Source organism: Streptomyces sp. NPDC005483 (assembly GCF_040606035.1).
GTDB lineage: Bacteria > Actinomycetota > Actinomycetes > Streptomycetales > Streptomycetaceae > Streptomyces.
In genome coordinates this window covers 139912-164055 of the sequence record NZ_JBEXEA010000005.1, presented here as the reverse complement: position 1 = coordinate 164055, position 24144 = coordinate 139912, and the positions used below count along the sequence as shown (strand labels likewise).

The 24144-nt window shown below is 70.3% G+C and carries 15 protein-coding genes; 12 read left to right on the top strand and 3 right to left on the bottom strand.

The window, feature by feature from the left end; all coding sequences use genetic code 11:
• Positions 1-176 precede the first annotated feature (176 nt).
• The 9 genes from leuS (at position 177) to ABZT06_RS11955 (ending at position 12236) form a co-directional block, all read left to right on the top strand.
• Positions 177-3053, top strand: coding sequence for a leucine--tRNA ligase (leuS, locus tag ABZT06_RS11995; protein ID WP_355738658.1), 2877 nt, complete (start codon positions 177-179; stop codon positions 3051-3053).
• Positions 3054-3187: 134 nt separating this feature from the next.
• Positions 3188-3934 (top strand): hypothetical protein, encoded by a 747-nt coding sequence (locus tag ABZT06_RS11990; RefSeq protein ID WP_355738655.1) that lies wholly within the window; start codon positions 3188-3190, stop codon positions 3932-3934.
• A gap of 72 nt (positions 3935-4006) precedes the next feature.
• Positions 4007-4852, top strand: coding sequence for a DegV family protein (locus ABZT06_RS11985; protein WP_355738652.1), 846 nt, complete (start codon positions 4007-4009; stop codon positions 4850-4852).
• Between the two features lie 559 nt (positions 4853-5411).
• Positions 5412-6524, top strand: a complete 1113-nt coding sequence (locus ABZT06_RS11980; protein ID WP_355738649.1) for a ComEA family DNA-binding protein — start codon at positions 5412-5414, stop codon at positions 6522-6524.
• A complete protein-coding gene (locus tag ABZT06_RS11975) occupies positions 6521-9211 on the top strand; it encodes a ComEC/Rec2 family competence protein (RefSeq protein ID WP_355738646.1) in 2691 nt (896 codons plus the stop codon). The genes ABZT06_RS11980 and ABZT06_RS11975 overlap by 4 nt, the downstream gene beginning before the upstream one ends.
• Positions 9192-10046 (top strand): arylamine N-acetyltransferase, encoded by an 855-nt coding sequence (locus ABZT06_RS11970; RefSeq protein WP_355738643.1) that lies wholly within the window; start codon positions 9192-9194, stop codon positions 10044-10046. Before ABZT06_RS11975 ends, ABZT06_RS11970 begins: the two co-directional genes overlap by 20 nt.
• A 16-nt stretch (positions 10047-10062) precedes the next feature.
• Positions 10063-10308 carry a hypothetical protein gene (locus ABZT06_RS11965; RefSeq protein ID WP_355738640.1) on the top strand — a complete coding sequence of 82 codons (246 nt, stop codon included), beginning with the start codon at positions 10063-10065 and terminating at the stop codon, positions 10306-10308.
• A gap of 153 nt (positions 10309-10461) precedes the next feature.
• The gene (gene holA / locus ABZT06_RS11960; protein WP_355738637.1) at positions 10462-11451 is read left to right on the top strand and encodes a DNA polymerase III subunit delta; all 990 of its coding nucleotides are present in this window, start codon (positions 10462-10464) and stop codon (positions 11449-11451) included.
• 386 nt (positions 11452-11837) lie between these two features.
• Complete coding sequence (locus ABZT06_RS11955; protein WP_355738634.1) at positions 11838-12236, top strand: nuclear transport factor 2 family protein; 399 nt, start codon at positions 11838-11840, stop codon at positions 12234-12236.
• Between the two features lie 357 nt (positions 12237-12593).
• Here the strand turns inward: ABZT06_RS11955 and rpsT are convergent, their stop codons facing one another.
• Entirely contained in the window at positions 12594-12854 is a 261-nt protein-coding gene (gene rpsT / locus ABZT06_RS11950; protein WP_037716979.1) for a 30S ribosomal protein S20, read from the bottom strand.
• Between the two features lie 253 nt (positions 12855-13107).
• Between rpsT and lepA the strand changes: the two genes are divergently transcribed.
• Together lepA and ABZT06_RS11940 are read left to right on the top strand one after the other, a co-directional pair.
• Positions 13108-14976 carry a translation elongation factor 4 gene (gene lepA, locus ABZT06_RS11945; protein WP_355738629.1) on the top strand — a complete coding sequence of 623 codons (1869 nt, stop codon included), beginning with the start codon at positions 13108-13110 and terminating at the stop codon, positions 14974-14976.
• A gap of 423 nt (positions 14977-15399) precedes the next feature.
• The gene (locus ABZT06_RS11940) at positions 15400-17274 is read left to right on the top strand and encodes an AMP-dependent synthetase/ligase (protein WP_355738626.1); all 1875 of its coding nucleotides are present in this window, start codon (positions 15400-15402) and stop codon (positions 17272-17274) included.
• 78 nt (positions 17275-17352) lie between these two features.
• On the opposite strand, the gene ABZT06_RS11935 is transcribed toward ABZT06_RS11940, so the two are convergent.
• Together ABZT06_RS11935 and ABZT06_RS11930 are read right to left on the bottom strand one after the other, a co-directional pair.
• Positions 17353-17895: a response regulator gene (locus ABZT06_RS11935; protein ID WP_355738624.1), complete on the bottom strand. Its 543-nt coding sequence runs from the start codon at positions 17893-17895 to the stop codon at positions 17353-17355.
• A gap of 13 nt (positions 17896-17908) precedes the next feature.
• Entirely contained in the window at positions 17909-22039 is a 4131-nt protein-coding gene (locus tag ABZT06_RS11930) for a HAMP domain-containing protein (RefSeq protein ID WP_355738621.1), read from the bottom strand.
• Between the two features lie 102 nt (positions 22040-22141).
• Here ABZT06_RS11930 and ABZT06_RS11925 point away from each other — a divergent pair, with 102 nt between their 5' ends.
• Positions 22142-24136 carry an ATP-binding SpoIIE family protein phosphatase gene (locus ABZT06_RS11925; RefSeq protein WP_355738619.1) on the top strand — a complete coding sequence of 665 codons (1995 nt, stop codon included), beginning with the start codon at positions 22142-22144 and terminating at the stop codon, positions 24134-24136.
• Positions 24137-24144 lie beyond the last annotated feature (8 nt).

Genomic DNA, 24144 nt, shown 5'->3' with positions numbered 1-24144 from the left:
GTACTCTGACGCCATGCGTGCCGTACGCCTTCTGCTTAGCGAGCCGCGCTGATCAGTCCCGACCACCGGTGAAGACGTGGTCGGAATCGGCGCGGCGTCCCCTCCTGTGCGAGGGGATTTTTCGTTTCCGGACGACACAGCCGCTGGCAGAGACGATCGATGGAGCTTTGAGGACCATGAGCGAGACGAACCCCGCTGCCCCCGCCGAGGTGGCCGCGCCGCACCGCTACACGGCCGCCGTCGCGGCCGAGATCGAGGCACGCTGGCAGGACTTCTGGGACGCCGACGGCACCTACGCGGCCCCGAACCCCAAGGGCGACCTGGCGGGCGACCCGGAGCTGGTCGCCAGGCCCAAGAAGTTCATCATGGACATGTTCCCCTACCCCTCCGGTGCGGGACTCCACGTCGGCCACCCGCTGGGCTACATCGCCACCGACGTCTTCGCCCGCTTCCAGCGGATGACCGGCCACAACGTCCTGCACACCCTGGGCTTCGACGCCTTCGGCCTGCCCGCCGAGCAGCACGCCGTGCAGACCGGCGAGCACCCGCGGATCACCACCGAGGCCGCGATCAACAACATGAAGTCCCAGCTGCGCAGGCTGGGCCTGGGCCACGACAGGCGCCGGTCGTTCGCCACGATCGACCCGGACTACTACAAGTGGACCCAGTGGATCTTCCTGCAGATCTTCAACTCCTGGTACGACGACGAGGCGAAGAAGGCCCGCCCGATCTCCGAGCTGGTCGCGCAGTTCGAGTCCGGTGAGCGTCCGGTTCCCGGGGGTCGTGCCTGGGCCGCCCTGTCCGCCGCCGAACGGGCCGACGTCCTGGGCGAGTACCGCCTGGCGTACGCCTCCGACGCGCCGGTCAACTGGTGCCCGGGCCTGGGCACCGTGCTGGCCAACGAGGAGGTCACCTCCGACGGCCGCTCCGAGCGCGGCAACTTCCCGGTCTTCAAGGCCAAGCTGCGCCAGTGGAACATGCGGATCACCGCGTACGCCGACCGTCTGCTGGACGACCTGAACGAGCTGGACTGGCCCGAGGCCATCAAGCTGCAGCAGCGCAACTGGATCGGCCGCTCCGAGGGCGCCCGCGTCGACTTCCCCGTCGACGGCGAGGCGATCACAGTCTTCACCACGCGCCAGGACACGCTGTTCGGCGCGACCTACATGGTGCTGGCCCCCGAACACCCGCTGGTCGAGAAGTTCACCCCGGCCGCCTGGCCCGAGGGCACGCACGACGTGTGGACCGGCGGGCACGCCACCCCGGCCGAGGCCGTCGCCGCCTACCGCGCGCAGGCCGCCTCCAAGTCGGACGTCGAGCGCCAGGCCGAGGCCAAGGACAAGACGGGTGTCTTCACCGGGGTGTTCGCGACCAACCCGGTCAACGGCGAGCAGATCCCCGTCTTCATCGCCGACTACGTGCTGATGGGCTACGGCACCGGCGCGATCATGGCCGTACCGGCGCACGACACGCGTGACTTCGCCTTCGCGCGCGCCTTCGAGCTGCCGATCCGCTGCGTGGTCGAGCCGAGCGACGGCCGGGGCACGGACGCGTCGACGTGGGACGACGCCTTCGCCTCGTACGACGCCAGGATCGTGAACTCGCACGGCGAGGGCGTCTCCCTGGACGGCCTGGGCGTGACCGAGGCCAAGGCCCGCATCACCGAGTGGCTGCAGCGCGAGGGCATCGGCGAGGGCACCGTCAACTTCCGGCTGCGTGACTGGCTGTTCAGCCGTCAGCGCTACTGGGGCGAGCCCTTCCCGATCGTCTACGACGAGGACGGCATCGCCCACTCGCTGCCCGAGTCGATGCTGCCGCTGGAGCTGCCCGAGGTCGAGGACTACTCGCCGCGCACCTTCGACCCGGACGACGCGGACACCTCCCCGGAGACCCCGCTGTCCCGCAACGAGGACTGGGTCAACGTCACCCTGGACCTGGGCGACGGCCGCGGCCCCCGTCCGTACCGCCGTGAGACCAACACCATGCCCAACTGGGCCGGTTCCTGCTGGTACGAACTGCGCTACCTGGACCCGCACAACAGTGAGCAGCTGGTCGACCCAGAGATCGAGCAGTACTGGATGGGCCCGCGCGCGGGGCAGCCGCACGGTGGTGTCGACCTGTACGTCGGCGGCGCCGAGCACGCCGTGCTGCACCTGCTGTACGCGCGCTTCTGGTCCAAGGTCCTGTTCGACCTGGGGCACATCTCGTCTCCCGAGCCCTTCCACAAGCTGTTCAACCAGGGCATGATCCAGGCCTTCGTCTACCGCGACAGCCGTGGTTTCGCGGTGCCGGCCGCCGAGATCGAGGAGCGCGACGGTCAGTTCTTCTACGCCGGTGAGCCCGTCAAGCGCGAGCTGGGCAAGATGGGCAAGTCCCTGAAGAACGCCGTCACCCCCGAGGCGATCTGCGAGGAGTACGGCGCCGACACCCTGCGCCTGTACGAGATGGCGATGGGCCCGCTGGACGTCTCCCGACCGTGGGACACGCGCGCGGTGGTCGGCCAGTACCGGCTGCTGCAGCGGCTGTGGCGCAACATCGTCGACGAGGCCACCGGAGAGGTGACCGTCACCGACACCGAGCCCGACGAGGCCACGCTGCGTGCCCTGCACAAGGCGATCGACGGGGTCCGCCAGGACCTGGAGGGCCTGCGCTTCAACACGGCCATCGCCAAGGTCACGGAGCTGAACAACCACCTGACCAAGGCGGGCGGCGCGGTGGCGCGCCCGGTCGCCGAGGCGCTGGTGCTGCTGATCACGCCGCTGGCCCCGCACATCGCCGAGGAACTGTGGCGCAAGCTGGGCCACACCGACTCGGTCGTCCACCAGGACTTCCCGGTCGCCGACCCGCAGTACGTCGTGGACGAGACCGTGACCTGCGTGGTCCAGGTCAAGGGCAAGGTCAAGGCCCGCCTGGAGGTCTCGCCGGCCATCTCCGACGACGAGCTGGAGAAGGTCGCGCTGGCCGACGAGAAGGTCGTGGCGGCGCTGGACGGGGCGGACATCCGCAAGGTGATCGTGCGGGCGCCGAAGCTGGTGAACATCGTTCCGGCGTAGTGCCGGGCGGAACCCGGGCCCCCTAGGGGTCGCGTGCGGGCAGGTTCGGGGTTCTTCCGGAACTCCGGGCCTGCCCGCTGCGTTTACCTTTGAAGAGCGGCGCGGGAAGTGCCGCGCCGGGCGGAGGAGGAGACGTGGAAGCAGTGATCGCGATAGTGGCCCTGCTTTTCGTGCTCTTCGTGGCCCTGGGCGCCTACGCGACGGTGAAGGTGGTCGGCGCCGCCAAGCGCGGAGTGGACCGCACCATCACCCAGGCCCGGCGCACGGTCGAGGACCACACCCTGCGCGCCAAGTCCTTCGCCCAGCTCGGCCCGGCGGGCGAGCTGGCCAAGCTGCGGCTGAAGCTGCGCACCTCGATGCGGGCCACCCAGGACGCGCTGCACGCGGGCGCGGCCGACGACGAATCCCTCAAGGAGTCCCTCGGTCTCTTCCAGCGGCTCAGCGCGCACGGCCACGAGCTGGACGGTGAACTGAGGCGCCTGGAGTCCGAGCCCGACCGGGCGACGCTGGCCGAGCGCCTGCCTGGACTGCGGGAGCGCACCGAGCGCATCACAGAGTCGGCGGACTCCCTGCGCTGGGCGGCACGTGACCGCGCGCGCCGCTTCGCCGACGACGACCTGGACACACTGAGCGCCCAGATCGACGTCGAGTCAGGCGCTCTGCGCCACTGGACGAAAACCGAGCCCATCGCGACACCGGCCCCGTGGCCCCAGGCTTCACCCGCCGACGCCGACGCCGACGCCGGCCCAGAGCAGCAGACCTGGCCCGAGACGCCCCGCTCCCGCACCGCCGAGGAACCGACGCGGCCCGCCATCACCCGGCCGGGCCCTCGCCCCACCTATCCCTGGCAGAAGAAACCCCGTCCCGAGAGCACTACTTGATCCGGACACGGCAGCCCCGGGTCACAGGGGCCGGGCTGCCAGCCGGACGCTACGGCAGGTAACCTCCAGCTCATGTCCCGCCATGTCGCGATCGTCACGGATTCAACGGCCTACCTGCCGCAGGGGACGATGGAGCGGCACGGCATCACCGCGGTACCCCTGACCGTGGTCCTGGGCGACCGCGCGCTGGAAGAGGGCACCGAGATCACGGCCCGGTCCCTGGCCCAGGCCCTCCAGAAGCGACGGCCCGTCACCACCTCGCGGCCCAGCCCCCAGGCATTCGCGGAGCACTACCGCAAGGTCGCCGAGTCCGGTGCCACCGGCATCGTGTCGCTGCATCTGTCCGCCGAGCTCTCCGGAACCTACGACGCGGCGGTCATGGCGGCGCGTGAGGCGCCGGTGCCGGTGCGCGTGGTCGACACCGGGATGATCGCCATGGCCCTCGGGTTCTGCGCGCTCGCCGCCGCCGAGGCCGCGGAGGCGGACGGCACGGTGGACGAGGCCGTCACGGCCGCGGAGAAGCGGGCCGCGGGCACATCCGCGTACTTCTACGTCGACACCCTCGACTATCTGCGCCGCGGCGGACGGATCGGGGCCGCGCAGGCCCTCCTGGGCTCCGCGCTCGCCGTCAAGCCCCTGCTGAAACTCGTGGACGGGCGGATCGAGCCCCTGGAGAAGGTGCGGACGGCGTCCAAGGCCATCGCCCGCCTGGAGGAGATCGCCGCGGACCGGGCCGGCAGCGCGCTGGTCGACATCGCGGTCCATCATCTCTCCGCCTCCGACCGGGCGTCGGCCCTCGCGGACCGGCTGCGGGCGCGGGTGACGGGACTTGCCGACCTGCATGTGAGCGAGGTCGGGGCGGTGATCGGGGCGCACACGGGGCCCGGGCTGCTGGGGGTCGTGGTCTCGCCTCGGTGACGGGCGTGAGGTCGTCGACGGGGGCGTGAGGTCGTAGAGGTGGGGTTCGTCACTCGTCCGGGTGGCGGAGTTTTCCACAACCGGTGGGTAATCCCCGGGAATTGACCAAGATCATCACGAGTGGGCGGAAGTGCCCGATCCTCGGTGCATGGCATTTCGATCACGCTCACGTACAGCGACGGCGACCAGCGGGCCGGGACGCGGCCCCCATTCCGACGGACGTTCACGGCACCGCCGACGGCCCGCCGCCCGTGGCCGGGCCGGACATCGGCATGCCGCCTCGGCCGACGAACTCCAGCGGCGGGCGGAGGTGCTCTTCGCGGAACGGGCGGGGGAACGGAGGGACTCGGGGAAGGGGCCGCCGTCGGGCGTGGACGACGAGGTGACGGGGGTCGGTCCGGAGCGCCTGTCGGCGGAAGGGCACGTCGATGTCGCCGAGGTCGGTTCGGCCGCCGATGCGGTTGAGTTCGTGGAGAGGGCTCGTTGGGGAGCGGGTGCTGCCGGCGAGGGCCGACGGGATGGGGGGTTGGCGGAGAGGGGCCGGCCTGGTCGTGGGTTTGTGGAGGGGGGCAGGCCTGATCGCGGCTCCGGCGAGGGGACCGGGCAGGACGGTGGTGTTGCGGAAGGGGCACGGCTTGGGCGCGGTTCTCTGGAGGGGGCTTGGCCAAACAGCGGTCTTGCGGAGGAAGTTTTCCAAGGCGGTCGTGCTGCGGAGGAGGGCTGGCCGGACGGTGGTGTTGCGGAGGAAGTTTTCCGAGGCGGTCGTGCTGCGGAGGAAGGCTGGCCGGACGGTGGTGTTACGGAAGCCCGGCCTGACCGCGGTTCTGTAGCGGGGGTGCGGCCGGATGGCAGTCCTGGGGAAGGGAGTTGGCGAGACACCGCAAGCAGGCCCGGCGTCCGGCAAGGTCCCGATTCCGGGGGCGGGGACTGGCGGGAGCGGGCCGGGTTGGCTCTGCGGGAACGGATGCCGGTGTGGTTGCAGACGCGGTGCGGGCTGGAGCGGCGGAACGTGGTCGCGCTCTCCGTACTGCTCGTCGTGGCGGCGGTGTTCGCCCTGCAGCACTTCTGGACGGGCCGGACACAGTCCGTCCAGGCACCCGAAGTGGTGCGCGCGGCGGCTCCGTTCGGGCAGACCGGCGCGGAGGGCGGCCAGACCGGAGAGGGTGGACCGCGAGGGGCAGCCGAGTCGGCCGTCTCGGGCGGGGTCACGAACACGGCGGGGCCGGCCGGGGCCGAGATCGTCGTGGACGTCAGCGGGAAGGTCCGTGAGCCCGGGATCCAGCGGCTGCCGGCCGGTGCGAGGGTCGCCGACGCGTTGAAGGCGGCCGGTGGCGTGCGACCGGGCACGAACACCAACACGCTCAACCGCGCGCGGTTCCTCGTGGACGGGGAGCAGGTGGTCGTCGGCGGCCCGGCCGGACCCGCACCCGTGCCGGGCACGGGCGGTCCCGTCACCGGCGGCCCGGCAGGTACCGCGGCGGCTCCCGTCCCCTTGAACACGGCCACCGTGGACCAGCTCGACACCCTGCCCGGCGTCGGCCCCGTGCTCGCCCAGCACATCGTCGACTACCGCACCCAGCACGGCGGGTTCCGCTCGGTGAACGAACTGCGCGAGGTCAACGGCATCGGCGACCGCCGCTTCGCCGATCTGCGGAATCTGGTACGGCCATGAGGAACGGGTCGGAGGCGCGGCGAACGCATGAGGACGAGGCGCGTGCTCGGGTCACCGTGCACGCCGCCTCAGGGAAGCGGCTCGGGGAAGCCCACCCGCGCCAGGAGGGGCCCGCGGATCTGCGGCTGGTACCGGCGGCGCTCGCCGCCTGGGGCACTGCCGCTGTGACCCTGGACGCGTCGTCGGCGTGGGTCACGGGGTTGGTGGCCGGCTGTCTGGCCCTCGCCTGCGTGTTGTTGTCGGGACTCCGGCGCGGGGTGCGGGGCCTCGGCGGAGGTGGCCGGGTGCCGGTCGCCGCCGTGCTGCTCTGTGTCGCGGCGGCCGCTGTGTCCGCCGGGCTGCACGGGGCCGATCTGCGGCGGGGACCGGTGCCCGCGCTGGCCCGGCAGTACACCACCGTGACCGCCGAGGTCCAGGTGACCTCCGACCCTCGGCTGACCCGGCCCCGGATCACGGGGGACCACGCCGCCCCGCCCGCCGTCGTCATCGGCGCCGACGTCCGGCGGGTGGAGACGGAGGACGGGAGGGTGGTGGCGACACGGGCGCCGGTGCTGCTGATCGTCGATGCGCGTGCGGGGGTCGGCCCGGGGGCACAGGCGGAGGGCGACGGTCGTTCTGGGAGCCGTGTGGTGACGTCCGGCTCGACGCCTGCCGTGGAAGGTCCCGCTCGATCGCCCTGGCTCGGGTTGTTGCCGTCCACGCGGGTGCGGGTCACCGCGCGTGCCGCGCCGCCGTCGGTCGGGGGTGACCGAGTCGCGGCCGTACTGCGGGTCCGGGATCGGGGAGGACCCGCGATCGTGGGGGAGGCGTCGGGGACCCAGCGGTTTGCGGGGCGGTTGCGGGCAGGGCTGCGGGAAGCCACCGACGGGTTGCCGGCGGATGCCCGGGCGCTGTTGCCGGGGCTGGTCGTCGGGGACACCGCGCGGATCACACCCGAGCTGGACGAGGCGTTCAAGGAGACCGACCTCGCGCACACGCTCGCCGTCTCCGGCAGCAACCTGACGATCCTGCTCGCCCTGCTCATCGGCCCGCCCGGTCTCGCCCAACTCGTCGAGCGACGGGGACTGGCGCCCCGCCTCGGGGTGTCGCTGCGGGCGACCGCGCTGCTCGGCGGTGGGCTCACGCTGGGGTTCGTCGTGGTGTGCCGACCGGACCCGAGCGTGCTGCGGGCCGCGGCCTGCGGGGCTGTCGCACTGCTCGCGCTAGCGACCGGACGCCGCAGATCACTGATCCCGGCGCTGGCGACGGCCGTACTGCTGCTGGTGCTGTACGACCCGTGGCTGGCCCGCAGTTACGGCTTTCTGCTCTCCGTGCTGGCCACCGGGGCCCTGCTCACGCTCGCGCCGCGGTGGAGCCTGGCGTTGCGCCGACGCCGGGTACCGCCGCGGCTGGCGGAGGCGTTGGCCGCCGCGGCCGCCGCGCAGGCCCTGTGCGCGCCGGTGGTGGCCGTGCTGTCGGCGCAGGTGAGCCTGGTGGCGGTGCCGTGCAATCTGCTCGTGGAGTTCGCGGTCGCCCCGGCCACGGTGCTGGGCTTTGCGGCACTGGCGACGGCACCCGTGGCGATGCCGGTGGCCAAGCCTCTGGCCTGGTGCGCGAGTTGGCCCGCCGGATGGATCGCCGACGTCGCCCGGACCGGGGCGTCGTTGCCAGGCGGGGGAGTGGACTGGCCGGGTAGCTGGACGGGAGCGGGGGCGCTCGCTCTCGTCACCGGGGTCCTGCTGCTCGTCGGGCGGCGGCTGCTCAGACATCCCTGGTGGTGTGCCGTCTGCGCGATGGTGTTCGTGCTGGCGGTGGTGCAGCCGCCACCGCTGGCCCGGGTGATCACAGGCTGGCCGCCGCCGGGCTGGCGGCTGGCGATGTGCGACGTGGGCCAGGGCGACGCGACGGTGCTGGCCGCGGGTGAGGCGACGGGTGTGGTCGTGGACGCCGGACCCGATCCGGAACTCGTCGACGGCTGTCTGCACACACTCGGCATCACCAAGGTGCCGCTCGTGGTGCTGACCCACTTCCACGCCGACCATGTGGCGGGGCTCGCCGGGGTGCTGCGGGGGCGGTCGGTGGGGGCGATCGAGACGACGGGGCTGGAGGAGCCGGTGGATCAGGCCGAGTCCGTACGGCGGGAGGCGGCGTCCCGGCGCATTCCGGTGACGCGCGCCGTGGCCGGGGAGGAACGGCGTACGGGGGCCTTGGCCTGGGAGGTGCTGTGGCCGCCGGCGGACCCGGCGGCGGTGGCGGCGGACGGGCCCAACGACGCCAGCGTCACGATGCTCGTACGGACGGCCGGACTGCGCTTCCTCCTGCTCGGGGACCTCGAACCCCCGGCCCAGCAGGAGCTGTTGAGATCGCCTGCGGGTGCGCGGCTGGCTGGGGTGGACGTCCTCAAGGTCGCGCACCATGGTTCGGCCTACCAGGACCCGGAGCTGATACGCCGGGTCGCCCCGCGGCTCGCGCTCATCTCCGTGGGCGCCGACAACTCCTACGGCCATCCGGCCCCCGGTACGGTCGCCGCGCTGCGGGCCGGGGGTGCGGTGGTGCTGCGGACGGACCGGGACGGGGCGCTGGCGGTCGCCGGGACGGGCGGCGGCAGCGATGGTCGTGGCGCGAGTGACGGAAGCCGTGATGGTGGCGCGGGCGGTGGGGAGCTGTGGGTGGCGCGAGACTGGAGGCATGAATCCCACACAGGTTGACGCATATCTCCGCCGCCTGGGAGTCCAGCACCCGGCGTGGCCCACCGTGGAGGTCCTGCGCGAGCTGCATCTGCGCCATCTGCAGACCGTGCCCTTCGAGAACCTGTCGGTCCACCTCGGCGAGGAGATCGTGCTGGAGGAGGAGCGGCTGGTGGAGAAGCTGGTGGGTGCCCGCAGGGGAGGGTTCTGTTACGAATTGAACGGGGCGTTCGGGGCCTTGCTGACCGCGCTCGGCTTCGACGTCACGCTGCTGGCGGGCCGGGTGTACGGGGACGAGGGACGGCTCGGGATCCCGTACGACCATCTCGCGCTGCGGGTGCGGACGGTGGACGGGGGCGAGTGGCTGGCCGATGTCGGGTTCGGGGCGCACAGTCACTATCCGCTGGCGTTCGGGGTGCGGGGTGAGCAGGAGGATCCCGGGGGCACCTTCCGGATCGTCGAGGCGGGGCCCGACGCGGCGGGGGTGCGGGGCGGGGACGGTGCGGTGAAGCAGGGAGGGGGTGACGCCGCGGATCTGGATGTCGTCCTGGGCGGAAGGAGCCAGTACCGGCTGGAGGTGCGGCCCCGGGTGCTCGGTGACTTCGCGGCCGGGGCCTGGTGGCACAGCACCTCTCCGGCCTCGCACTTCACCCAGTCCCTGGTGTGTTCGAGGGTGACGGAGGACGGCGGGCGGATCACGCTCAGCGGCCGGGTCTTCAAGATGACGGCCGCCGACGGGGGGCGGGAGGAACGGGAGTTGGAGACGGACGAGGAGGTTCTGGGCGTGTACCGGGAGAGGTTCGGCATCGAGCTCGGCAGGGTGCCGACAGTGCGCGATCGCGACCGCCACCGTTGATCGGGAAAATGGTGCCGTGAGCGATGTGAGACATGTGCTGGTGCTGCCTGATCGGGATGCCCCGGAGGAGGTCGTCGAGGCGCTCTCGGAGCGGTTCGGGGTGGATGAGGAGCCGCGGGTCGTCCGGGACGCGTTGGCGGGGGAGGACGATGCGGAGGACGCGCAGTGGCTGGTGGTGCTGCGGGATGCGGCGGGACGGTTGGATCCCCGGGAGCTGGAGGAGTTCGTGGGGGAGTGGGACGGGTGGCGGGAGGAGCCGTGACGCTGTGGCCCGGGGGACGGCTCGGGGTGAAGTGAGGGGGCTGCGCCGACGGGGTCGTGATCACCCCCGCTCCAGGGCGCAGGGACTGCACGAGCAGCCTCACCGGCGCCTGCGGACACGAGGCTGTCAGTGCCCCGTGCGATGCTGTACGCGATGGCCAAGAAGACTGCTCATGACGACCTCCTCGCCCCTGTGACCCTTGCTGTGGGGCAGGAGGAGCTGCTGCTCGACCGGGCTGTGCAGGAGGTGGTCGCCGCTGCTCGGGCCACTGACGCGGACACGGATGTGCGGGATCTGGCTCCGGAGCAGTTGCAGCCGGGGACGCTCGCCGAGTTGACCAGCCCGTCGTTGTTCGCGGAGCGCAAGGTCGTGGTCGTGCGCAATGCGCAGGATCTCTCCGCCGACACCGTCAAGGACGTGAAGGCGTATCTCGGGGCGCCCGCCGAGGAGATCATCCTTGTGCTGCTGCACGCGGGGGGAGCGAAGGGCAAGGCGCTGCTGGACGCCGCGCGCAAGGCGGGGGCACGCGAGGTCGCCTGCCCCAAGATGACCAAGCCGGCGGACCGGTTGGCCTTCGTGCGGCAGGAGTTCCGGGGAACCGGGCGCTCCGCCACGCCCGAGGCGTGTCAGGCGCTGGTCGATGCGATCGGGAGCGATCTGCGGGAGCTGGCGTCCGCGGTGTCCCAGCTGGTCGCCGATGTCGAGGGGACGATCGACGAGGCTGTCGTGGGGCGGTACTACACCGGGCGGGCCGAGGCTTCCAGTTTCACCGTCGCCGACAGGGCTGTGGAGGGGCGGGCCGCGGAGGCGTTGGAGGCGTTGCGGTGGTCGTTGTCGACGGGGGTCGCGCCGGTCATGATCACCAGTGCGCTGGCGCAAGGTGTGCGGGCGATCGGGAAGCTGTCGTCGGCCCGGGGCGGGCGGCCCGCTGATCTCGCGCGTGAGCTGGGTATGCCGCCCTGGAAGATCGATCGGGTGCGGCAGCAGATGCGGGGGTGGACGCCGGACGGTGTCTCTGTCGCGCTGCGGGCCGTCGCCGAGGCGGACGCCGGGGTGAAGGGCGGAGGGGACGATCCCGAGTACGCCCTGGAGAAGGCCGTTGTGGCGATCGCTCGGGCGGCCCGGTCTCGGGGGCGCGGCTAGCAGGGCGGCGTTCGGGCGCTGGTCCGGGTGAGAGTTTGGCGAGGGCTCTCGCTGGTCTGGGCGGGCCGCTGGGCTGCCCCTGGTGGGGCGCGCTTCGCCCGGGGCGGTCTCGCCGTCGAGGGCGGGCATCACTGCCGTAACTGGTGCGCGGTATTCCTTTTGACAGTGCGCCAACGCACGTAGTGCACCTACGCGCCCGGGCCGCACATCGACGCAGCCTCGCGTCGCTACGGATGTCGTCCCGCGCTTCGTCGGACACGCCGCGTTGCGACTGCCTCTTCGGACCCCGACTCAACCCCGTCCCCAACGTGCCCACCCTCACCCCCAGGAGGAGAATCGAAGGGGTCAGCCGAACATCGCCGGACAACGGAGAGGTGGCGGTCGTCATGGCTGAGCATCCGCACGCAGTGCTGATTCGTAAGGGGTACGAGGCGTTCACGCACGGGGATATGGACACCCTGCGGGAGCTGATCGCGAAGGATGCCACGCATCACGTGCCCGGTAGTCATCCGCTCTCGGGGGACTTCAAGGGGCAGGACGCGATCATCGACATGTATCAGAGGCTGGGGGAGGCCACCGGCGGGTCGATGCGGCTGGAGTTGCTCGGGATCGCCGTCGACGGGCGTGGGCACGCCGTCGGGATGTCCCGGGTCACGGCCGAGCGGAAGGGGCGGCGCCTGGACGACACCGGATGCATCGTCTTCCGGATCGTCGGGGACAAGGTCACCGATCTCGACGAGTGCGTCGAGGACATCGACAAGAGCAATGAGTTCTGGGCGGACTGACACCCACCGACTCCTGGACCCACCGTTCCTGAACCCACCGGCTGCGAACCCACCGGCTCGTGGACCGCTCGGCTCCGGTACTCACCGACCCCTGAACCCCCGGCTCAAGGGCCACCCACCCCTGCCCCCAGCTCAGCGGACCCACCCATGAAACGAAGACCCCGGCCCCCGCCCTCAGAAAGGGCGACGGTACCGGGGTCCTCGGTTCAAGATGGCGGAGTCACGCCCGCGTGGCGAACGCAGGCCGCGCGTGGCTCCTGGGGGCCGGTCGGGAGCGGATGAGAGAGGGCCCGCTCTGGTCCTTCCGGCAGCTCGGTCCCGTAGGGACGGGACCGCTCAGATCAGGAAAGGTAAGGCTTAGAGGCCCGCGACCTTCGAAGCAAGCGCCGACTTCTTGTTGGCGGCCTGGTTCTTGTGGATGACGCCCTTGGAGACGGCCTTGTCGAGCGCACGCGCAGCAGCGCGCTGGTACTCGGTGGCCTTCTCGGCGTCACCCGCGGCAGCGGCCTCACGGGCCTTGCGGATCGCGGTCTTCAGGGAGGACTTGACGGCCTTGTTGCGCAGCCGAGCCTTCTCGTTGGTCTTGATCCGCTTGATCTGGGACTTGATGTTCGCCACGAATGAGCCTCTACAGGTTCAGGCACGGGCCAGAGGGATTCCGGGTACGGAGATCCCCGGGTTCCGTACCGGGTGATTTCTTGAAGGTGTGCCTCGCGCTGAGAGGGCATGAGACACAGCCACCCAGACTACCAGCGGCCTCGCGAGTGGCCCAAACCGGTCGCCGGTCCCCGCCCGTGGGACCATGGAGGCTACGTATCGATCCGACCCGAGACCGCAGACACTGCGGACGCCTCAAGAATCAGGACCCTGCGTGCCCGCGATCCCCAGCCACGTGCCCGAGCCGAGCCGTACCGACCCGGCTCTGATCCGCAACTTCTGCATCATCGCGCACATCGACCACGGCAAGTCCACGCTCGCCGACCGGATGCTCCAGCTGACCGGTGTGGTCGAACAGCGCCAGATGCGTGCTCAGTACCTCGACCGCATGGACATCGAGCGTGAGCGCGGAATCACGATCAAGTCGCAGGCGGTGCGTCTGCCGTGGGCCCCGACCCACGACAAGAGCAACACGCACATCCTCAACATGATCGACACCCCGGGGCACGTCGACTTCACCTACGAGGTCTCGCGGTCGCTCGCCGCCTGTGAGGGCACCGTCCTCCTCGTCGACGCCGCCCAGGGCATCGAGGCCCAGACCCTCGCCAACCTCTACCTGGCGATGGAGAACGACCTCAAGATCATCCCCGTGCTGAACAAGATCGACCTGCCGGCCGCCCAGCCGGAGAAGTTCTCCGAGGAACTCGCCAACCTCATCGGCTGCGATCCCGCGGACGTGCTCAAGGTCTCCGCCAAGACCGGACTCGGCGTCGAGGCGCTGCTCGACAAGGTGGTCGCGGAGGTTCCCGCCCCGGTCGGCGTCCAGGACGCTCCGGCCCGCGCGATGATCTTCGACTCCGTCTACGACTCCTACCGGGGCGTGGTGACGTACGTACGAGTCATCGACGGACAGCTCAACAAGCGCGAGCGCATCCGGATGATGTCCACGAACGCCACGCACGAACTGCTGGAGATCGGGACCAACTCGCCGGAGATGCTCTCCGCCGACGGTCTCGGTGTCGGCGAGGTGGGCTACATCATCACCGGCGTGAAGGACGTCCGCCAGTCCAAGGTCGGTGACACGATCACCACCCTGAACAAGGGGGCGACCGAGGCGCTCGGCGGTTACAAGGACCCCAAGCCGATGGTCTTCTCTGGCCTGTATCCGCTGGACGGCTCCGACTACCCCGAGCTGCGCGACGCCCTCGACAAGCTCCAGCTCAACGACGCCGCACTGGTCTACGAGCCGGAGACCTCCGCCGCCCTCGGCTTCGGTTTCCGTGTCGGCTTCCTCGGGCTGCTGCACCTCGACGTGATCCGCGAGCGGCTGGAGCGCGAGTTCGGGCTCGACCTGATCGCGACCGCGCCCAACGTGGTCTACCGGGTCCTGATGGAGGACGGCACCGAGCACACCGTCACCAACCCGAGCGAGTTCCCCGAGGGCAAGATCAGCGAGGTGTACGAGCCCGTCGTACGCGCCACGGTCCTCGCGCCCACCGAGTTCATCGGCTCGATCATGGAGCTGTGCCAGACCCGGCGCGGCACCCTGCTCGGCATGGACTACCTCTCCGAGGACCGGGTCGAGATCCGTTACACCCTGCCGCTCGCGGAGATCGTCTTCGACTTCTTCGACCAGCTGAAGTCGAAGACGCGCGGTTACGCGTCGCTGGACTACGAGCCCACCGGTGAGCAGACCTCCAGCCTGGTCAAGGTCGACATCCTGCTGCACGGCGACAAGGTGGACGCCTTCTCCGCGATCACGCACAAGGACGCGGCCTACGCCTACGGTGTGCGGCTCGTCGCCAAGCTGCGCGAGCTCATCCCGCGGCAGGCCTTCGAGGTGCCCATCCAGGCCGCCATCGGCTCCCGGGTGATCGCCCGCGAGACCATCCGCGCCATCCGCAAGGACGTCCTCGCCAAGTGCTACGGCGGTGACATCTCCCGTAAGCGGAAGCTGCTGGAAAAGCAGAAGGAAGGCAAGAAGCGGATGAAGATGGTGGGTTCCGTGGAGGTTCCGCAGGAGGCCTTCATCGCCGTACTTTCCAGCGATGACAGCACGGGGTCGGGCAAGGGCAAGAAGTAGTCGGCGCCTGCCGTCGACACCAGGGGCCCGTAGCAGCAGGTGCGGCGGGCCCCTCAGTGTGTGAGCAGTCGCGCTCTGTAGGAATTGAACCCTCCCCCGGCCGAGGCAGCGGGATCCTGACTCACGTTGCTCGGTCGCCCAGCGGGCGGTCGAGACTTACACGATCAACATCAGCCGGGTTGGAACCAGCCCGGTTGACAGCAAGTGTCAAGGAGTGGCACGTGCTTGGTTCTCGCAACGCACTGCACACAGCATGGAGAGCTCACGGGTGAAGAATCCGGGGATTTGGAAGATCGCAGACCAGGACCCCTTACGCAGCAGCCGGTCGGCCTTTACTCTGAGGCCTGCTCGATAGTTACTCGCGAGTTAAACAACAGCCGCAACCTGAGAGCCAGCCGCACTGTCGCGGGCCCGGAGGATGTCGTGAGCGACACACAGACACTGATCGAGAACCGCCCGCCGAGTGTGGCGACCGTCTTCCTGGAGCGGGTTGCGGCCACGCCGGACGCGGAGGCGTACCGGTACCCGGTGCCGGCGGCCTCCGGCCAGGGGCCGGACGACTGGAAGTCGCTCAGTTGGGCGCAGGCCGCGGAGCGCGTGTACGCCATCGCGGCCGGGCTGATCGAACTGGGAGTGCAGCCGGAGCAGCGGGTCGCCCTCGCCTCCTCGACCCGGCTCGACTGGATCCTCGCGGACCTCGGCATCATGTGCGCCGGCGCCGCGACGACCACGGTCTACCCGCAGACCAACGCCGACGAGTCGGCGTTCATCCTCTCCGACTCCGAGAGCCGGGTGCTGATCGCGGAGGACGCGGCCCAGCTCGCCAAGGCGGTCGAGAAGCGCGGCGAGCTGCCCGCGCTCACCCATGTCGTGGTGATCGACCCTGCCGGTGTCGAGACCGCCGACTGGATCCTGACCCTCTCCGAGCTGGAGGCCCGTGGCGCCGCCCGCCTGGAGAAGGACCCCGACCTGATCAAGGAGCGGGTCGGTGCGATCACCAAGGACCAGCTCGCGACGCTGATCTACACCTCCGGCACCACCGGCCGTCCCAAGGGTGTACGGCTGCCGCACGACAACTGGGCCTACATGGCGAAGGCGACCGCCGCGACCGGGCTGATCAGCGGCGAGGACGTGCAGTACCTGTGGCTGCCGCTCGCCCACGTCTTCGGCAAGGTGCTCACCTCCGGGCAGATCGAGGTCGGGCACGTCACCGCCGTCGACGGCCGCGTGGACAAGATCATCGAGAATCTGCCGGTCGTGCAGCCGACGTACATGGCGGCCGTCCCGCGCATCTTCGAGAAGGTCTACAACGGGGTCGCGGCGAAGGCCCGTGCCGGCGGTGGCGCCAAGTACAAGATCTTCCAGTGGGCCGCCGAGGTGGGCCGCGAGTACGCCAAGGCCACCCAGGACAACTTCCGGCGCACCGGGGTCGCCTCCGCGCCCTTCGGGCTGAGCGCCAAGCACAAGGTGGCCGACGCGCTGGTCTTCGCGAAGATCCGCGAGGCCTTCGGCGGGAACCTGCGGGCGTGTGTGTCCGGGTCCGCCGCTCTCGCGCCGGAGATCGGCTACTTCTTCGCCGGCGCCGGCATCCACATCCTCGAGGGCTACGGCCTCACGGAGTCCTCCGCAGCCTCCTTCGTGAACCCCGGCGAGGCCTACCGCACCGGCACGGTCGGCAAGCCGCTGCCCGGCACGGAGGTCCGTATCGCGGACGACGGGGAGATCCTGCTGCGGGGGCCGGGGATCATGGAGGGCTACCACGGGCTGCCCGAGAAGACGGCCGAGGTCCTCGAGGCCGACGGGTGGTTCCACACCGGGGACATCGGTGAACTGTCGCCCGACGGGTACCTGCGGATCACCGACCGCAAGAAGGACCTCATCAAGACGTCCGGCGGCAAGTACATCGCGCCCGCCGAGGTCGAGGGGCAGTTCAAGGCGGTGTGCCCGTACGTCTCCAACATCCTGGTGCACGGAGCGGACCGGAACTTCTGCACGGCGCTCATCGCGCTGGACGAGGTGTCGATCCTCGAGTGGGCCAAGGAGAACGGGCTCGAGGGGAAGTCGTATGCGGAGGTCGTCGCCGCGCCCGTCACGGTGTCCATGGTCGAGGGCTATGTGAAGCAGCTCAACGAGGGGCTTCAGCGGTGGCAGACGATCAAGAAGTTCCGGTTGCTGCCGCGGGATCTCGATGTGGAGCACGGTGAGATCACGCCGAGTCTGAAGCTGAAGCGGCCGGTCGTGGAGCGGGAGTACAAGCACCTCATCGACGAGATGTACGCGGGGTCCCGGGAGGCGTAGGGACGGCTGGGGAGCGTGCGCGGCTTGCGGTGCGTTGTGGCTGGTCGCGCGGTTCCCCGCGCCCCTGGGTGAAACACCTCAACGTTTCTCCAGGAGGTGCCGGAGTTCTTTGATCCTCACCTGCTGAGATTCCGTCAGTTCCGGCTCCAGTTCGGCCAGTTGCCTGGACACCTCCTCGTAATCGATCCTCTGCTGTGCCAGCAACCGCTCCAGCTGCCGGTTCTTCCGGTGCAGGTCCAGGAACACGCTCACCTTCGCCCGCAGCACCCAGGGATCGAAGGGCTTGGTCAGATAGTCCGCGGCGCCGGTCGCGTAGCCGCGGAAGGCGTAGCCGGAGTCGTCCGTGCCGGTGAGGAAGATGATCGGGACGTCCTTCGTCTGGTCCAGGCGTTTGATGTTCGCCGCCGTCTCGAAGCCGTCCATGCCCGGCATGCGCACGTCCAGCAGGACGAGCGCGAACCGGCGGCGGAGCAGGGCCTTCATCGCCTCCTCGCCCGAACGGGCGCGGATCAGCGGTTCGTTGAGGGACCCGAGGACCGCCTCCAGTGCGATCAGGTTGTCCTCCATGTCGTCGACCAGGAGGATGCCGGCACTGTCGTCGGTCCTTGCCTCAGCGTTCATGTGACTGCCTCATTCAGTCGTCGGTGGGCTGAACCACCGCCTCCTCGGAGTCGGTCCGCTCCTGCGTCTCAGCGCCCTCGGGGTCCAGGAGCGCGCATACGACGGTCAGCAGCTGGTCGACGTCCACCGGCTTGGGTACGTAGTCGTTGGCGCCGCGCGCGATCGACTTCTCACGGTCTCCGGGCATCGCCTTCGCGGTGAGCGCGACGATGGGCAGGCCGGTCCAGCGCGGGGTGCGGCGGATGGCGGCGATGGTCTCGTAGCCGTCCATCTCCGGCATCATGATGTCCATCAGGACGAGTTCGACGTCCGGGTTGCGTTCCAGGGTCTCGATGCCCTCGCGGCCGTTCTCCGCGTACAGGACCGGCATGCCGACGCGGCCCAGCACATGGGTGAGGGCGAAGACGTTGCGGATGTCGTCGTCGACGATCAGCACCCTTCTGCCGGACAGCACCTGGCCCGCCCGGCCCGCCTTCCACGCCTCCAGCCTGGTGGGCGCCGGCCACGAGTCCTCGGCGTCGTGCGCGGTCGGATAGGGCTCGGTGGACAGGTCCTCCGGGCCCGGCAGGGCCTGGTCCTCGGTGGTCGGGCCGGTCGCGGTGTGGCCGGGGCTGACGACGGGGACGTAGAGCGTGAAGGTGGAGCCCTTGCCCGGCTCGCTCTCGGCGACGATACGGCCGCCCAGCAGGCCCGCGATCTCCCGGCTGATGGACAGACCGAGCCCGGTGCCGCCGTACTTGCGGTTGGTGGTGCCGTCGGCCTGCTGGAACGCCTCGAAGATCACCGGGAGTTTCTCCCGCGCGATGCCGATGCCGGTGTCGGAGACCGCGAACGCGACCACGTCGTCGCTGTCGCGGACGTACCGGCGCTCGGGGTCCTTTATGCGGGTCACGCGCAGCTCGACCCGGCCCGAGGCGGTGAACTTGATCGCGTTGGAGAGCAGGTTGCGCAGGATCTGCTGCAGCCGCTGCTCGTCCGAGTACATCTCGCGCGGCACGGCCTCGCCGACCGCCACCTCGAAGGCGAGCCCCCGGTCCAGGGTGAGGGGGCGGAAGGTGGCGTGGACGTAGTCGAGCAGCTTGATCAGCGGCAGCTTCTTCGGGCGTACGTCCATCCGGCCGGCCTCGATCTTCGAGAGGTCCAGGATGTCGTTGATCAACTGCAGCAGGTCGCTGCCCGACCGGTGGATCGTCGTGGCGAACTGGACCTCCTGGTCGGAGAGATGGCCGTCCGGGTTGTCCGACAGGAGGCGGGCCAGGATCAGCAGGGAGTTCAGCGGCGTGCGCAGTTCGTGCGACATGTTCGCCAGGAACTCCGACTTGTACTGGGAGGAAGTTGCCAACAGGGCTGCCTTCTCCTCCAGTTCCGCGTTCGAGCGCTGCAACTCCGCCTGCTGCATCTGGAGTTCGTCCGAGCGTTCCTGGAGCTGCATGGCCAGGCGCTGGGACTCGCCCAGCAGGGACTCGGTGCGGGAGTTGGCGATGATGGTGTTGATGGCGACGCCGATGGTGTTCACGAACTGGTCGAAGAAGGCCAGGTGGACATCGGAGAAGCGGGAGAAGGAGGCGAGCTCGATGACGCCCAGGAGCTTGTCCTCGAAGAGGATCGGGATGATCACGACACTGGCGGGAGCGGCCTCGCCGAGCCCGCTGTTGATCTTGATGTAGTCCGGCGGAGCCTCCTCCACCAGGATCCGCTTCTTCTCGCGGGCCGCCTGGCGGACCAGGCCGTGGACCGGCATGCCCCCGGTGTCGACGGTCGCGCCCTGCGCCGAGCCGTAGCCCGCGATGAAAGCCAGTCCCTTTGCAGGAACGGTTGTGCGCAGAGAGGCGCCGTCCTCGTCCGGGTCGGCCAGGAAGAACGCCCCGTACTGGGCGTTCACCAGCGGGGTCAGCTCGCGCAGGATCAGGTCGGCGACCTCCATCAGGTCTCGGTGGCCCTGCATCAGGGCTGCGAGACGGGCGAGGTTCGACTCCAGCCAGTCCTTCGCGCGGGTCGTCTCGCGGAGGTTGGCCACCATCAGGTTGATGTTGTCCTTGAGCTCGGTGACCTCGCCCTGGGTCTCCACGGTGATGGCGCGGGACATGTCGCCCTGGGCCACCGCGGAGGCGACCTCGGCGATCGCCCGGACCTGGGTGGTCAGGTTGGAGGCCAGTTCGTTGACGTTCGTCGTCAGCCGCTTCCAGGTGCCGTACACGCCCTCGACCCGTGCCTGGCCGCCGAGTTGGCCCTCGGAGCCCACCTCACGGGCCACGCGGGTGACCTCGGAGGAGAAGGAGGAGAGCGTGTCGACCATGGTGTTGATGGCGGTCTTCAGCTCCAGGATCTCGCCGCGGGCGTCCACGTCGATCTTCTTGGAGAGGTCGCCGTTGGCCACCGCCGTGGTCACCTGGGCGATGTTGCGGACCTGCGAAGTGAGGTTGTCCGCCATGTAGTTGACGTTGTCGGTCAGGTCCCGCCAGACCCCGGAGACCCCCAGCACCTGGGCCCGGCCGCCCAGCCTGCCGTCGGTGCCGACCTCGCGGGCCACGCGGGTCACCTCGTCGGCGAAGGCGCGCAGCTGCTCCACCATCGTGTTGACGGTGTCCTTCAGTTCGAGGATCTCACCGCGCGCGTCGACGGTGATCTTCTTCGACAGGTCACCGTTGGCGACGGCGGTGGTGACCTGGGCGATGTTGCGGACCTGCGAAGTCAAATTCAGCGCCATGAAGTTGACGTTGTCGGTGAGGTCTTTCCAGACCCCGCTGACGCCCCGCACCTGCGCCTGGCCGCCGAGGTTTCCCTCGGTGCCGACCTCGCGGGCCACGCGGGTCACCTCGTCCGCGAAGGCGGAGAGCTGGTCGACCATGGTGTTGATGGTCGACTTCAGTTCCAGGATCTCGCCCTTCGCCTCCACCGTGATCTTCTTGCCGAGGTCGCCCTGGGCCACCGCCGTCGACACCAGCGCGATGTTGCGGACCTGCGACGTCAGGTTGTCGGCCATGAAGTTGACGTTGTCGGTGAGGTCTTTCCAGACCCCGCTGACGCCCCGCACCTGGGCCCGGCCGCCGAGGTTTCCCTCGGTGCCGACTTCCCGGGCCACGCGGGTCACCTCGTCCGCGAAGGCGGAGAGCTGGTCGACCATGGTGTTGATGGTCGACTTCAGTTCCAGGATCTCGCCCTGCGCGTCCACGGTGATCTTCTGACTCAGATCGCCGTTGGCCACGGCCGTGGTCACCTGTGCGATGTTCCGCACCTGCGATGTCAGGTTCGACGCCATGAAGTTGACGTTGTCGGTGAGGTCCTTCCAGACCCCGGACACCCCGCGGACCTGGGCCCGGCCGCCCAACTGGCCCTCGGTGCCGACCTCGCGGGCCACCCGGGTGACCTCGTCGGCGAAGGCGGAGAGCTGGTCGACCATTGTGTTCACGGTCAGTTTCAGTTCGAGCAGCTCGCCCGTCGCCTCGACCGTGACCGTGCGGGTCAGGTCGCCGCGGGCCACCGCCGTGGTCACCAGGGCGATGTCCCGGACCTGTGCGGTCAGCCGGGAGGCCATGGTGTTGACCGCCTCGGTCACATCGCGCCAACTGCCCGAGAGACCCGTCACCTTGGCCCGCCCGCCGAGCCGGCCCTCGGTACCGACCTCACGGGCCACCCGGGTCACCTCGCCGGTGAACAGGGAGAGCTGGTCGACCATCTTGTTCACGGCCCGGCCAAGACGCCGTAGATCACCGCGCAGCTGCCGGTTGCCGTCGTGCAGGTCGACCCGCTGGGTCAGGTCGCCGCCGGCCACCGCGTCCAGGACCCGGGTCGCGTTGGCGGCCGGGGCCACCAGGGCGTCGAGCAGCTGGTTCACGTCGTCGACCCGGGAGGTCCACGAGCCCTGCCCCGGGCTGGGGGAGAGCCGTTCGTCGAGCCGGCCGTGCCGCACCAGCTCCCGCTTGACCCGGTTGACCTCACCGGTGAAGTGGACGTTGCGGTCCACCAACTGGTTGAAGACAGCCGTCAGTTCGGCCACTATCCCGTCGCCGGACTCCGGCATCCGGCGGAAGTCACCGTCCCGGGCAGCGGTCATCGCGGCGAGCAGGGGACGCAGATCCGATGCTCGAATCCGGTCGGCGTTCTGTCCTTCTTCGAGCACAGGCGTACCACTGTTCTCACTCATGGCGGCCCACTTCGGTAACTCGGCGCTTATGGGCGTGGCCAGTCTGTCACTCTGTCCGCATCGACTGAGGCGTATTCGTCCGAACTGCTCGGGGAGGCGGACATGGGGGCCATTCCGGCGCAACGGGAGTCCGTTGCCCGTGCGTCCGATCCGCCCGTGTACGGCGGCGGCGCTCTTCCGCACGCCCACGCCACCCTCCCCGGCGGTCCGCTCGCCCCGGGATCGGCCCGGGCCCTGTTGCGGTCGGCGATCAGCGAATGGGCCGAACTCGCCCTTCCCGGCGCCGAGTTCCTCAGTGACCGGCAGTCCTACGACGCCGTGGTCGTGGTCAGCGAGCTCGTCACCAACGCCGTGGTGCACGCGGGCACCGACATCGAACTGGACTGCCGCCTGGAGGCGCACACCGGTGCCCTCCTCATCGAGGTCCTCGACCACCATCCCTCGCGCGCCCCTCGCGACGGCGACGCCGAACCCGCCTACGGCACACCGGAGTACGGACGCGGACTGCGCCTGGTCGCCGCCCTGGCCGAAACCTGGGGCATCACCTACCGCACCGGCGCCAAGACCGTGTGGGCGCAGCTGCCGCCCGGAGGGAAGGATGCCCTGGACGGGATCCAGGCGTACGCCGGCGAGCAGGCGCACGAGCGGGGCCTGCGGGTCGCCGGGATACTCGCCCCCGCACCACCCCCGTCCCCGGCCCCGGACCCGCTCGAACCCGCGTCCGAGCCCGCGTCCCACGGGGAGCCGGACCGGGACTGGCTCGACCGCGGTGCCCTGTCCTTCCTCGCCGAGGCCTCCGACCTGCTCGCCGGGCAGCTCGACGAGAACCTGGTGGCCGCGCTGGCCGGCCAGCTGATCGTGCCGCGGCTGGCCGACTGGTGCGCGGTGTGGCTGGAGGACGAGGTCGCGGGACGCTGGGGATCGCCTCGTCCGGGTGAGGCCGGGAGCGGGACGGGCCGGGGCGAGGGCGGGTTGTCGGGGCCCCGCCTGGCCCGGGTGTGGCACTGCTCCGAAAACCGGATCGAGGACCTGAAGCGGGCTCTGGAGAAGGAGCCGCCGGACCCGTCCGGGCCGGACCACCCCGGCCCCGCGGTGTTCCCCTGGCCCGGCGAGGCACTGGGCCCGCACGGCACCCGCGGCTCCGCGCTCGCCTACCGCCTCACCGCCGGCGGCCGCCCGCTGGGCACCCTGGTCATCGGCCGGGCCGGGCTGGTCTCCTTCCCCGACGAGATCACCGGGCTCGTCGAGGACCTCAGCCGCCGGGTCGCCCTCGCCATCGGCGCGGCCCGCCAGTACGCGCGCCAGGCCACCATCAGCGCGGTGCTCCAGCGCGGTCTGCTGCCCGGCGCGGTCGCCGAGATCCCCGGCGTGCGCAGCGCCCTCGTGTACGAGCCGTGCGACAAGGGCGGACCCAGCGGCGACTTCTACGACCTCTTCCCGGCCGGCGACGGCCGCTGGTGCTTCGCCGTCGGCGACGTCCAGGGCAAGGGCCCCGAGGCCGCCGTGGTGATCGGACTGGCGCGGCCCTGGCTCCGGCTGCTGGCCCGCGAGGGCTACCGCGTGGGCGACGTCCTGGACCGCCTCAACCAGCTGCTCCTCGACGACGCGACGGAGGCCGCCGACGCGGCCGCACGAGCCCTGGCGGCCGCGGGCGGGCGCCCCATGAACCCCGGTGACGGCCCGCAGACCCGCTTCCTGTCCCTCCTGTACGGCGAGCTCGCCCCCTTCGACGGCGGTGTGCGCTGCACCCTCGCCTCCGCCGGGCACCCGCTGCCGCTGCTGCTCGGGGCGGCCGGCGAGGTCCGTACGGTCGCGCGTCCGCAGACCCTGCTCGGGGTCGTGGAGGACGAGACGTACACCAGTGACACCTTCGAGCTGCGGACCGGCGACAGCCTGCTGTGCGTCACCGACGGGGTGACCGAGCGGCGCAGCGGCCCCCGGCAGTTCGACGACGAGGACGGGCTCGCGGAGGCGCTCGCCGGGTGCGCGGGACTGGACGCCGAGCTGATCGCGGAGCGGATCAAGCGGCTGGTGCACGAGTTCGGGGCGCGACCGCCGGAGGACGATCTGGCGCTGCTGGTGCTGCAGGCGGAGTAGGTGTCCGC